The sequence below is a fragment of the Streptomyces oryzae genome, from assembly GCF_017676365.1.
GTDB lineage: Bacteria > Actinomycetota > Actinomycetes > Streptomycetales > Streptomycetaceae > Streptomyces > Streptomyces oryzae.
This window is the reverse complement of record NZ_JADKMA010000038.1, coordinates 1-12,406: the sequence shown is the minus strand read 5'-3', so window position 1 is coordinate 12,406 and position 12,406 is coordinate 1. Positions and strand designations below refer to the sequence as shown.

Annotated in this window: 9 protein-coding genes; 2 read left to right on the top strand and 7 right to left on the bottom strand. The window is 72.2% G+C overall.

Translation table 11 applies throughout. From position 1 onward, the window contains the following. Window positions 1-147: 147 nt before the first annotated feature. Window positions 148-1,356 (bottom strand): sensor histidine kinase, encoded by a 1,209-nt coding sequence (locus ITI46_RS10125; RefSeq protein WP_209239137.1) that lies wholly within the window; start codon window positions 1,354-1,356, stop codon window positions 148-150. Between the two features lie 388 nt (window positions 1,357-1,744). Here ITI46_RS10125 and ITI46_RS10120 point away from each other — a divergent pair, with 388 nt between their 5' ends. Next, window positions 1,745-4,063: an MMPL family transporter gene (locus ITI46_RS10120; protein WP_209239116.1), complete on the top strand. Its 2,319-nt coding sequence runs from the start codon at window positions 1,745-1,747 to the stop codon at window positions 4,061-4,063. Window positions 4,064-4,136: 73 nt separating this feature from the next. Here ITI46_RS10120 and ITI46_RS10115 read toward each other — a convergent pair whose 3' ends face one another. From ITI46_RS10115 to ITI46_RS10105, 3 genes are read right to left on the bottom strand one after another with little or no spacing between them, the layout of a single operon-like run. Beyond that, on the bottom strand, window positions 4,137-5,654 hold the full coding sequence (locus ITI46_RS10115; RefSeq protein WP_247745753.1) for an APC family permease: 1,518 nt from the start codon (window positions 5,652-5,654) through the stop codon (window positions 4,137-4,139). Next, window positions 5,654-7,216 (bottom strand): GMC family oxidoreductase, encoded by a 1,563-nt coding sequence (locus ITI46_RS10110; RefSeq protein ID WP_209239115.1) that lies wholly within the window; start codon window positions 7,214-7,216, stop codon window positions 5,654-5,656. The genes ITI46_RS10115 and ITI46_RS10110 overlap by 1 nt, the downstream gene beginning before the upstream one ends. A 53-nt stretch (window positions 7,217-7,269) precedes the next feature. Further along, window positions 7,270-8,736 carry an aldehyde dehydrogenase family protein gene (locus ITI46_RS10105; RefSeq protein WP_209239114.1) on the bottom strand — a complete coding sequence of 489 codons (1,467 nt, stop codon included), beginning with the start codon at window positions 8,734-8,736 and terminating at the stop codon, window positions 7,270-7,272. 226 nt (window positions 8,737-8,962) lie between these two features. Here ITI46_RS10105 and ITI46_RS10100 point away from each other — a divergent pair, with 226 nt between their 5' ends. Continuing rightward, a complete protein-coding gene (locus ITI46_RS10100; protein WP_209239113.1) occupies window positions 8,963-9,847 on the top strand; it encodes a Gfo/Idh/MocA family protein in 885 nt (294 codons plus the stop codon). On the opposite strand, the gene ITI46_RS10095 is transcribed toward ITI46_RS10100, so the two are convergent. The 3 genes from ITI46_RS10095 to ITI46_RS10085 all read right to left on the bottom strand — a co-directional run bounded on the left by ITI46_RS10095 (window position 9,801) and on the right by ITI46_RS10085 (window position 12,389). After that, entirely contained in the window at window positions 9,801-11,039 is a 1,239-nt protein-coding gene (locus ITI46_RS10095; protein ID WP_209239112.1) for an MFS transporter, read from the bottom strand. The genes ITI46_RS10100 and ITI46_RS10095 overlap by 47 nt on opposite strands. Before the next feature lie 54 nt (window positions 11,040-11,093). Next, on the bottom strand, window positions 11,094-11,519 hold the full coding sequence (locus tag ITI46_RS10090; RefSeq protein ID WP_209239111.1) for a MerR family transcriptional regulator: 426 nt from the start codon (window positions 11,517-11,519) through the stop codon (window positions 11,094-11,096). Between the two features lie 66 nt (window positions 11,520-11,585). Then, window positions 11,586-12,389 (bottom strand): putative protein N(5)-glutamine methyltransferase, encoded by an 804-nt coding sequence (locus ITI46_RS10085; RefSeq protein WP_209239135.1) that lies wholly within the window; start codon window positions 12,387-12,389, stop codon window positions 11,586-11,588. Window positions 12,390-12,406 lie beyond the last annotated feature (17 nt).

Below are 12,406 nucleotides of genomic sequence, written 5' to 3'. Positions count from 1 at the left end.
GAGACGCTGTTCTGGGGAGGGGCTGCCCCTGGTTGGCCGTTGCAGACTGCGGGTTGGGGGTGGTTGTGGGGGCACCCCCTGCTCGAAGAGCTTGGGGGAGCCGTTCCCCGCGCCCCTTCGGGGCGCGTTCTCCCTCCGGGGCGCGGGTCAGGTCGGGCGGCAGGGGATTTCCATGGTGACCATGGTGGGGCCGCCCGGGGGGCTGGTGATGGCCAGGACGCCGTCGAACGGGCCCAGTCGGCGCTCGACACCGGCTATGCCGGAGCCCTTGGAGATGTCGGCGCCGCCCTGGCCGTCGTCGGTGACGGATATCCGGAGCATGCCGCCCGCTTCGTGGGTGTAGTGGATGTCCAGCCAGATGTGCTCGGCCCCGGCGTGCTTGACCGCGTTGGTGAGCACCTCGCTGACCGCGAAGTAGGCGGCGGACTCGACCGGTTCGGCGAACCGTCCTGGCAGTTCGATGTCGACCTCGACGGGCACCTGCATCCGCAGCGCGAGGGCTTCCGCAGCGTCGCCCAGGCCGCGCTCGGCGAGGACCGGCGGGTGGATGCCCCGTACCAGATCGCGCAGCTCGGTCAGGGCCTCGGCGGAGGATTGCCTGGCCTGCGCGATGAGTTGTCTGGCTTTGCCGGGGTCGTGCTCGATCAGGGCCTCGATGGTGCCGAGGTTCATGCCCATGGCGACCAGCCGGGCCTGCGCGCCGTCGTGCAGATCCCGCTCGATACGGCGCAGCTCGGCGGCGGAGGTGTCCACCGCGTCGTGCCGCGTCTCGTACAGCTGCTCCACCCGCTGGGCCAGCTGGGCGCCACGCGGCGGCGCGAGCAGGCCGCGGGCCAGCTGGAAGTGGGCCTTGATCAGATGCGGGTTGGCGTAGCAGCCGAGCAGCAGGACGAAGCTGCCGAGGGCCGCGCACTGCACCGCGTCGCCGAAGGTGTCGACGTGGATGAAGCCGTACCAGTAGTCCCCCGCGACGGCGCGCCACACGCCCGCGAACATCACCCAGCCCTCTGCTCCGTAGCCGATCAGCGCGACCGGCAGCAGCGCGAGGACGAAGCCGGCGATCGCGTCGGTGATCAGCCAGATGAAGTCCCGCCAGGTGGCCGGGTCCTTGAGCATCAGTACGCAGCGCTCGACGTGCCCCGTCACCCCGCGCGGACCGGGCGGCAGCGGCCGGTAGGAGGCTGGGATGCTCAGGCCCGCCCACTCCCCTGCCAGCACTCTGCGCTGGCCGGCGTGCATCCGTACGGCGTACAGCAGCCAGGGCGTGGTGAAGAGGCCGATGCCCAGCAGCGTCAGCACGAGCGACACCAGCGTCATCAGGAACAGGGCCAGGGACACGCCGAGGGAGAGGACCATCAGCACCAGGCCGCGTGCGGCCGCCAGCAGCGCGCCCGCCGGGCGTCCCCTCCCGAAGCCCCGCCGGGGCGGGGCCGACCGCTCGGCACCGTCGGTCCGCACCGCAGCCGTCACCTTGGCCTCAGTCACCACTCGCCCCCAGCTCCGTCTTCCTCCGCTGCCCGTTTTCCGGGTCACCGTGCCAGTCTGCGCGCTGCCGCCCCTCCGGTGCACTGGCCCGGGCTACCGTCCCGCAGGTAGACCTAGCACCACCCTCAGGCTCTCCCTTTGCTTCCGTGCCAGGGGTGCTCGGCGGCTGTGGCCGAACGCCCGCCGTTTCTAGCGTCGTTGCTGCCCACCTAGGCCCAGGCCGGGCCGACGACGCAGACACGGAAACGGGGAGAGCCCGATGCGCAGACCACCCACACCCACCGGCCCGGCGGCATCCACCCGGCCGCCACGCGCGGGTCTTGCCGCGCGGCTCGGCGGCTGGAGCACCCGGCACCGCAAGACGGCGGTCATCGGCTGGCTGCTGTTCGTCGTGCTCGCCGCGACGCTCGGCGGGATGGCCGGGCTGACGGAGCCCACCGACAGCGAGCAGTCCGTACGGGACTCGGCGCGGGCGACCACCATCCTGGAGGACGCCGGGATCGAGGAGCCGCCGGCCGAATCGGTGATGGTCTCCAGCACCGAGAAGGGCGGCTGGCGGGCGACCGCGAAGGAGGTCGTCCGGGCCGTCGAGGACACCGGCCGGGTCAAGAACGTCCGCGATCCGCTCCCCTCCAAGGACGGCAGGGCCGGCCTGATCGGCTTCGAGATGCGCGGCGATCCCGACTCGACGGACGAGAAGCCGGTGGACGAGGTCATCGACGCGGTCGGCAAGGTCCGCGAGGCGCACCGCGGCGAGGGCATCGAGATCCACCAGTACGGCGAAGCCAGCGCCATGAAGTGGCTGAACAAGATCCTCGGTGACGACTTCGCCAAGGCCGAGTGGACGGCCGTCCCGCTGGCGCTGGGCATCCTGCTGGTGGCGTTCGGGGCGCTGGTGGCCGCGCTGCTGCCGGTGGCGCTCGCGCTGACCGCGTTTATCGCCGCGAACGGCATCCTCGCGCTCCTCTCCACCCAGCTGCACATCGATGAGACGACCAACTCGGTGATGCTGCTGATGGGGCTGGCCGTCGGCGTCGACTACTGCCTGTTCTACCTGCGCCGGGAGCGCGACGAGCGGGCCGCGGGACGGGACGCGGAGACCGCCCTGCGGATCGCGGCGGCCACCAGTGGCCGTGCCGTTCTGGTGTCGGGCGTGACGGTGATGGTGGCGATGGCGGGCATGTTCCTGTCGGGGCTGCTGCTGTTCAAGGGCTTCGCCGTCGCCACGATCCTGGTCGTCTTCATCGCGATGCTCGGCTCGGTGACGATCCTGCCCGCGCTGCTGTCCTGGCTGGGCGACCGGATCGACAAGGGCAAGGTGCCCTTCCTGGGCGGCCGCAAGCGGGACCGTGCAGCCGGGCGGCGCAAGCCCGCAGGGCGGATCGCCGGTGCGCTGCTGCGCCCGGTGCTGGCGGCGCCGGGGCTGTTCGCCGTACTCGCGGCCGCGGCGATGCTCGTACTGGCCGCGCCGGCGCTCGGCATGAAGACCGAACAGCTCTCCCTCGACAAGCAGATGCCCAAGAACGCCGAACTGCGCGTCAACGCCGAGAAGATCACCGAGACCTTCCCCGGCGGGCCCGAACCGGCCCGGGTCGTCCTCAAGGCCGACGACGTGCGCTCGCCCCAGACCCGCGCGGCGCTCGCCGACTTCAAGGAGACGGTCGGCAAGGACACCGGGCACTTCGGCCGGGGCGTCGAGACGGTCGTGCACGGCAAGGAGAACGTCGCCGTCATCGACGTACCGCTGGCGGGCAACGGCACCGACGAGACCTCCCTCGCCGCGCTCGACGTGCTGCGCGAGAAGGTCGTGCCGGACACGCTGGGGCCGGCCGCCGCCGACGGGCAGGTCTACGTCACCGGAGAGCTCGCCGGCTCGAAGGACTTCAACGACCAGCTCAAGGACGGCATCGTGCCGGTGCTCGTCTTCATCACCGTCGTCACCTTCCTGCTGATGCTGGTCAGCTTCCGCTCGGCGCCCATCGCGCTCGCCTCGATCGTCCTCAACCTGCTGTCGGTCGGCGCGGCGTTCGGGGTGATGACGGCGGTCTTCCAGCACGGCTGGGGTGCCTCGCTGTTCGGCACCGAGGCGGTAGGTGCCATCGAGTCGTGGATGCCGCTGTTCGTGCTGGTCGTGCTGTTCGGTCTGTCGATGGACTACCACGTGTTCGTGGTGTCGCGGATACGGGAGGCCAGGGACCGGGGCATGAGCACGCGGGAGGCGATCAGCGACGGGATCAGGGCCACCGCCTCTGCGGTGACCGGTGCGGCGCTGATCATGGTGGCCGTGTTCGCGGTCTTCGCGACGCTGTCGATGCAGGACATGAAGCAGATGGGCGTCGGGCTCGCGGTGGCCGTGCTGCTGGATGCCACGGTGGTGCGGATGGTGTTGCTGCCGGCGGTGATGATGCTGCTGGGCGAGCGGAACTGGTATCTGCCCCGGTGGTTGGGGTGGCTGCCGCGGATGGAGCACGAGGCTGTGCCCACCGTGCCGGCGCAGGCGGCGCCGGGCGCTTGGGGTGCGGGGCCTTATGGTGAGCCGCCGCGGACAGTGGCTGCGCCGCCGGAGCACGTTCGGTGACCCAGCGGCGGCTTTCCTGAGTGGCTGGTGCTCGCCGTTGCCGGACAGAGGGGGGTTGTGCCCACAACCCCCCTCAACGCGCTCCCTCCCAGCGTTGCGGAATCGCGTCGCCTGACGGGGCGTCGCCGCGGCCGTAGTGGTGGGTGGTGAACATGTACACCAGGCCGGCGGCGAGGACGACGCCGCCGCTGAGCAGGACGATGTAGTTGGAGTACCAGGGCTCTTCAGGGGTGCGGGCCCAGCAGATGTTGATGATGGCGAAGATGCCGTACGCCAGGGCCGCGCTGTTGACCAGGACGCCCCAGCGGCCGAGCGTGAACTCGCCGGTGGCGCGCCAGCCCTTGAGGCGGGCGCGCAGCGCGGCCAGGACCACCATCTGGAAGGAGCCGTAGATGCCGAGGATCGCGAAGGACACGATCTTGGTGAGGGCGTCCTCGGAGACCAGCGAACCGAACGCGATCAGCCCGGGGATGACGGCGGCGACCAGCAGCGCCACCTCGGGCACGGCCCGTTTGTGGGAGAAGCGGCGCAGCAGTTTGTGGCCGACGACCATCTGGTCGCGGGCGTAGGAGTAGATGAGGCGGCCCGCGGCGGCCTGGAGGCTGATGGTGCAGGAGAGGAAGGAGATGAGGACGACGGCCATCACCAGCCGGGCGCCGACCGTGCCCATGGCGTCGAAGAGGACGTTGACGACCGGGTCGGTGTCCTTGCCGGAGATCACCGCGCCGTAGTCGGTGACGGACAGCAGCAGCGAGCCGCAGGTGAAGGTGGCGGCGGCGCCGCCGACGTAGATGGTGCGGCGCATCGCCTTGGGGATGACCAGGCCCGGGTGGGCGACCTCCTCGGCGGTGTCGCCGCACGCCTCGAAGCCGTAGTACTGGTAGAAGCCGATGATGGCGGCGGCCAGGAAGACCGGGGCGTAGGAGCCGTCGCCCTGGGTCCCGTGGGTGTCGAGGATGACGCCGAGTCCGTGTTCGCGGTGGGTGACCAGCAGATAGACGCCGACGATCAGCGCGCCGACCAGCTCGGCGCTGAAGCCGATGATGGCGGCGAGCGACAGTGCCTTCGTACCGGCGTAGTTGATCAGCGCGGCGACGACGATCAGGATGACGGTGCAGATCACCGTGGTGTGCACGCTCGAGCTGAAGCCGAAGAGGATGGCGATGTAGGGGCCGGCGCCGTACGCGACGCTGGTGATCGTCACCAGCAGCGCCCACATGTAGACCCAGCCCGTCATCCACGCCCACCGCATGCCCCACAGCCGCCGCGCCCACGGATAGACGCCGCCCGCGATGGGGAACTGCGCCACGATCTCGCCGAAGACCAGCGCCACCAGGAACTGGCCGCAGCCCGCCAGCAGGAACGCCCAGATCATCGGCGGCCCGCCCTCGGCGAGCGCCGAGCCGAAGAGGGTGTAGGTGCTCACCACGGGCGAGAGGTAGGTGAAGCCGAGGGCGAAGTTCGCCCACGGACCCATCTCCTTGCGGAACTCCGAGCCGGGGGCCTCCGCTCCGGGGGCCTCCGCTCCGGGTGCGCCCGCGCCGGGGGCGTTCTCGCCGCCCGCGCCGGAGGCCGGCTGGGACCGGCCCATCAGCGCTCGCCTCCCTCGGGCTGCGGGCCTGGGCGCCCGGTGATCAGGTCGGCGGCGCGTTCGGCGACCAGCAGCACGGTCACCATGGGGTTGATGGTCGGCATCGTCGGGAAGACCGACGCGTCGATCACCCGTACCCCGTCCTGTCCGCGCAGCCGCAGCAGCGGGTCGACGACGGCCATCGGGTCCTCGGCTGCGCCCATCCGGCAGGTGCCCGCCGGGTGGTAGACGGTGTGGGCGACGCGCCGTCCGTACTCGGAGAGTTCGGCGTCGGTGCTCACCCGCGGACCGGGCGCGATCTCCTGCTTCAGCCAGTCGCGCAGCGGCGTGGTGTTCGCCACCTCGCGGGCCAGCCGCAGCCCGTCCACGATGGTGCGCTCGTCGTGCCCTTCCGGGTCGGTGAAGTAGCGGAAGTCCAGCGCCGGGTGGACGGCCGGATCGGAGCTGCGCAGCCACAGCCGTCCCACCGACCGGGCCCGGGGCACGTTGGGCGTCATGCACACGCCGTGCAGGGGTGTGGGGTAGCCGAGGCGTTCGGTGTTGACGGTGAACGGCACCTGGTAGAAGTGCCACATCAGATCGGGCCGGGGCTGGGAGGTGTCGCGGCGTACGAACAGCCCTGCGTCGGAGTCCATCGCCGAGTTGGGCGGCAGCGGCTCGTGGGTCTCCCACACGATCACCGACTCCGGGTGGTCGAGCAGGTTCTCGCCCACGCCGGGCAGGTCCGCGTGCACCTCGATGCCGAGCGCCCGCAGTTCGCCGGCGGGGCCGACGCCGGAGAGCAGCAGCAGCCGCGGGGTGTCCACGGCCCCGGCGCACAGCAGCACTTCGCGCTCCGCGCGCACGGTGCCGGCGGAGCCGTCGGCGTACCGCACCCGGACGCGGCTGAGCCGCCCGGCGCCGTCGGGGACCAGCTGGTGGGCCCAGGTCTCCAGCTTCAGCGTCAGATTGCGCCGCTTGCCGATGATCGGGTGCAGGTAGGCGACGGAGGCGGAGGAGCGCTTGTTCGTGGCCGGGTCGTAGGCGAGGGAGAAGAAGCCGGCGCCGTCGGGGAAGGGGCGGCGGTTGAAGTCCTCGATGACGGGTACGTGCAGCGCTTCGGCGGCGGCGGTCACGAAGTCGCGGGCGATGGGGTTACGGTCGTCCTCGCCGACGGGGACGATGTTGTTGCGCAGCCGCTTGCGGTACGGCAGGACGGTCAGCGGGTCCCAGCCGGCGCAGCCCATCCCCACCCACTCGTCCAGGTCCTGGGGGAAGGGGAGGAAGCTGATGAGCGTGTTGTGCGAGGAGCAGCCGCCCAGCACCCTGGCGCGGGAGTGCACGATGTGCGAGTTGCCGCGCGGCTGTTCGGTGGTGGTGTAGCCGTAGTCGTACTCCGACTCCAGCAGATTGATCCAGTTGCGCAGCCGCAGCACCTTCTCGTCGCCGACGTCGCTGGGCCCGCCCTCGATGACGCACACCCGGCAGTCGGGGTCCTCGCTCAGCCGGGCCGCCAGCACGGAGCCGGCCGTGCCGCCGCCGACGATGACGTAGTCGTAGCTGCTCTCGCCGTTCGCGTTCATACGGTCCGTTTCCTCAGCGCTTGAACTCAGCCCTTGGCCTTCGGCCTTTGATCTCAGCCTTTGAACCAGCCGGAGGGGGCCGGTGCGAGGTTCTGGTAGATGTGCTTGGCCTCCTGGTACTCGCGCAGCCCGGTCGGCCCCAGTTCGCGGCCGATGCCGGAGCGGCCGAAGCCGCCCCACTCGGCCTGCGGTACGTACGGGTGGAAGTCGTTGATCCAGATCGTGCCGTGCCGCAGCCGGTTGGCCACCCGCTGGGCGCGGCCCGCGTCGCTCGTCCACACCCCGCCCGCCAGCCCGTAGCGGGTGTCGTTGGCCAGCTCGACGGCCTCGTCCTCGGTGCGGAACCGCTCGACGGTGACGACCGGGCCGAAGATCTCCTCCTGGACGATGCGCATCGAGCGGTCGCAGTCGGCGTAGACGGTCGGCAGCAGGAAGTAGCCGTTGGCCAGTTCGGGGTCGTCGGGGCGGCGTCCGCCGGTGACCAGCCGGGCGCCCTCCTCGCGGGCGAGCTCCAGATAGCCCTCCACCTTGGCGCGGTGCTCGGCGGAGCTGAGCGGGCCCGACTCGGTCATCGGTTCCAGGCCGTTGCCCAGCCGGATGGCGGCGGTCCTGGCGCCCAGCGCTTCCACGAACTCGTCGTGGATGCCCTGTTGCACCAGCAGCCGCGAACCGGCGGAGCAGATCTGGCCCGAGTGCAGGAAGGCGGCGTCCAGCGCGTAGTCGAGCGCGGCGGTGAAGTCCGCGTCGTCGAAGACCACGTTGGGGTTCTTGCCGCCCAGTTCCAGTGCGAGGTTCTTCACGCCCGGGGCGACGCTCTCCATGATCTTCCGCCCGGTCGCCAGACCGCCGGTGAAGGAGACCAGGTCCACCTCCGGGTGACTGGTCATGGCAGCGCCGACCGTGGCACCTGAGCCGAGCACCAGGTTGGCGACTCCGGGCGGCGCCCCGGCCTCGGCGATCAGGCGGATCATGGCGATGGTGGACAGCGGCGTGACCTCGCTGGGTTTGAGCACGAAGGTGTTGCCGGCGGCCAGCGCCGGGGCGACCTTCCAGGACGCCTGGAGCAGCGGGTAGTTCCACGGGGCGATCAGGCAGCAGACGCCGACCGGGTTGTAGACGACGCGGCTGAGCACGTCGGGGCCGACGTCCACCACCCGGCCGCCGTCCTTGCCGGCCAGCTCCGCGAAGTAGCGGAAGGCGTTCGCGACGTCCTCGATGTCGGTCCGGGCCTCGGTGAGGGTCTTGCCGGTGTCGAGGGTCTCGGTGCGGGCGATCTCCTCCTGGTCGCGCAGCAGCAGTTGGTGCACGCGGTGGAGGACGTCGGCGCGCTGCCGGGTGGGCGCCGAGGACCAGCCGGCCCGCTCGAAGGCGCGCTTGGCGGCGCGTACGGCCATGTCGACGTCGGTCTCGTCCGCCTCGTCGACGGTGGCGATCACGGAGGCGTCGAACGGGTTGAGCACATCCCGCCGCCCGCCCGCCGTGGCCTGCCGCCACTCCCCGTCGATGAACAGCTCCGCCATCGCCCGTCTCCCTCGCTCACGCCCGACCGGCGCCAAGACTGCGCCAGCGCCTCATCCCTGGCTACGGGGCACACCGGACGAGGGACCGTGGAGCGGGATATTCGGCACTGATGGGGCAATCGGGGGGCAACCCGCGGCCGGGCCGGGCCGCCCGCACGCCCCGGGGGACGGGACGGACCGCCCCGGGCATCCCCGGACCGGGCCCCGGACCTCGTAGGCTGCCGGTATGAAGTTCGGACTGCTGGGGACGGGCCCCTGGGCCGAGCGCACCCATGGCCCCGCGCTCGCCGCGCACCAGGACGTGGAGCTGGCCGGGGTGTGGGGGCGGCGCCCCGAGCCGACGGGGGCGCTCGCCCAGCGCCTTGGGACCCGGCCGTACGCCGATCTGGACGCGCTCTTCGACGCCTGCGACGCGGTCGCCGTCGCGCTCCCGCCGGACATCCAGGCGCCGCTCGCCGTCCGGGCTGCGAACGCCGGATGCCATCTGCTGCTCGACAAGCCCGTCGCCACCACACCCGAGGGCGCCCGCGGTGTCGCGGAGGCGGTCGAGCGGGCCGGGGTCGGCTGCGTCGTCTTCTTCACGCTGCACTTCTGCGAGTCGACCGGCGGCTGGCTGCGCGAACAGGCCGCGGCGGAAGGCTGGCAGGTCGGCCGCGCCGACTGGCTCTCCCCCGTCTTCGGCGGGGCCGACTCGCCGTACACCGCCTCGCCCTGGCGGCGGGAGAAGGGCGCGCTGTGGGACGTGGGACCGCACGCGCTGTCCGTACTGCTGCCGCTGCTCGGCCCCGTCGCGGAGGTGACGGCGGCGCGCGGCGGCACCGGCGACACCGTGCACCTGGTGCTGCGGCACACCTCGGGTGCCTCCAGCAGCTGCACGCTGACCCACTCGGTGACCCCCGCGGCGGCAGGGGTCACGGCGGAGGTGCGGGGTGCCCCGGGCGTCGCGCAGCTCCCCGTACGTGACGAGGCTCCCGCCGCGTCGTTCGGCCGCGCGATCGAAGCGCTGCTGACGGCGGTCCGTACCGGCGAAGGGCACCTGTGCGGGGCGCGGTTCGCTCAGACGGTCACTTCACTGCTGCACGAGGCGCAGCAGCAGCTGCCGACCGCTTGATCCGGCCGGTGCTCCGGGCGGGCAGCAGCGCGAGGGCGAACGAGCACAGCAGCAGCGCCGTGGCCGCCACGGGTACGTACCGGACACCGGCCGTGCCGACGACGGCGCCGCCCAGCGCGCCCGCCACACCGGTGCCCAGGTAGAGCCCTGAGATGTTCAGCGCCGAGGCCGTCATCCCCGCCTCAGGACCGGCCGCTGCCAGCACACTGCCCTGCACCGGCGGGTTGAGGCCCCAGGCGAAGACCGCCCAGCAGCCGATGACGACGGCCAGTACGGCGGTGCTGTGTACGCCGCTGAAGACCAGAGCCGCCGCCGTCGCCAGCATCAGCGCGTGGCCGCCGAGCACCAGTCGCAGCCCGCGCCGCGGCCCCCAGGCGTCGGTGGCCCGGCCCGCCAGCAGCGCCCCGGCCAGCCCCGCCGCGCCGACGAGGAAGAGCAGGAAGGAGAGCAGTCCGTACGAGTCGGAGGCCACCTCGGCCGCGTAGGCGCCCAGATAGGTGTAGAACATCAGCCCGCCGCTCGCCGCCAGGAACGTCACCGCCACCACGCGCAGCACTGCCGCCTCCCGCAGCGGCGCCAGCCGTCGACGCAGCGGTGCCGGCTCGCCGCCAGGCACGGCGGGCGCGGTGGCCAGCACACCGACCGTGGCAAGGGCGCCCACGGCGGCGATCAGCCAGAAGGTGGCACGCCAGCCGAACGCGCCACCGAGCCAGGAGCCGACGGGTACGCCGGTGAACAGCGCCGCCGTCATCCCCGCGGTGACGACACCGAGATAGCGTCCCTGCGCATCCTTCGGCGCCCCGGCGGCAGCTGTGGCGAAGGCCGCCGCCGTGACGACCGCGGCGCACAACGCCGCGACCACCCGGGCTGCGAGCAGCCACCAGTAGCCCGGTGCGAGCGCCGCCGCCACGTTCGCGACGACGAAGAGGGCGAGTCCGGCCGCCGTCACCGTACGGCGCGCGAAGCGTTCGCACACGACGGCGAGCGTCGGGGCGCCGAGCGCGTAGACGACGGCGAAGACGGTCACCAGCTGCCCGGCCGCGGAGACGCTGACACCCAGGTCGCCGGCGATCCGGGGAAGGACCCCCGCGATGATGAACTCGTCGGTGGCGGTGGCCAGAAGCGTGAGGAAGAGGACGTAGAGCCAGCCGGGCAGGCGGCTGCTGCCCGCTGTGCTGCGTGCGGTAGTCATGCGGCGCACGGTAGGCAGTGACACCGGTGTCACCTGCAAGCGCGGCGCACGACTTCAGACCGTCCGGTCGGTCTCCTCCGCGCGGCGCAGCACCTCGCCGAGCTCGGCGTCCGGGTCGGCGGCCCGCAGCCGGGCGATACGGGCCACCAGCCGGGTGCGGTACCGGGCGAGTTCGGCCGCCTTCTCCTCCACCGCGGCCAGCCGCCGCTCGTACATCGCCAGCGTCTCCGCGGGGCTGTCCTGGCAGGCCATGAACTCCTCGGTCTTCATGTCCAGACAGGGCGCGACCTGAAGGATGTCCTCGGTACCCAGCCCCGCGGCCAGCAGTTCCCGCACATTGCGGACCCGGTTGACGGCGCTCTCGTCGTACGCCCGCCAGCCCTTGGCCGTCCGCCCCGCCACGAGCAGCCCTTGCTGCTCGTAGTAGCGGAGGGAGCGCTTGCTCGCGCCCGTGCGCTGCGCCAGTTCGCCGATCAACATGCTCCCCTTCAACACCGTGCCGGGTCACCGTCTTCCCGGGCGCGGGCTCGGGACATGGCGCCAGGCCTACAGGCGCCGGGCGGTGAGGGTGGTGGCGTGGAGGTCGGGGTCGGTGGTGACGGTGACGGTGAGACCGGCGGCGGACAGCAGGCCGGCTGCCGCCTCGGCCTGACGGGAGCTGGTCTCCGTCAGCAGCGCTCCGCCGGGGGCCAGCCAGCTCGCGGCGTCCGCGGCGACACGGCGCAGCAGGGACAGGCCGTCGGGTCCGCCGTCCAGCGCGGGCCGCGGCTCGTGGTCGCGGGCCTCGGGCGGGAGGAGCGGTATGTCAGCGGTGGGTACGTAGGGCACGTTGGCCGTCAGTACGTCCACCCGGCCCCGCAGCCGTCCGGGCAGCGCAGCGAACAGATCCCCCTCGTGGACGTGCACCCGCGGCCCGGCGAGGTTGCGCCGCGCGCACCGTACGGCGGCGGGATCGAGGTCCGCGGCGTGCAGTTCGCCGCGACCGCCCAGCGCGGTGAGCAGCGCAGCACCGATCGCTCCCGTACCGCAGCACAGATCGACGAGTACGGGCAGCTCGGCACTGGACGCGCATGCGGCGGCCTGCCGTACCAGGAACTCGGTGCGGCGCCGGGGCACGAAGACGCCGGGCTCCACGGCGATCCGGAGGCCGGCGAACTCCGCCCAGCCCAGTACGTGTTCGAGGGGGTGCCCGGCGATGCGGCGGTCGGTCATCCGGCGCAGTTCGGCCGGGCCGCGCGCGGTCTCGTACAGCAGGCGTGCCTCGTTCTCGGCGAAGACACAGCCCGCGGCGCGGAGCTGCGCGACGAGGTCGGTGGGGTGGCCGGGGTGGTGCGCGGGATGGCCGTGGATGTGCTCGGGGTGGCTGT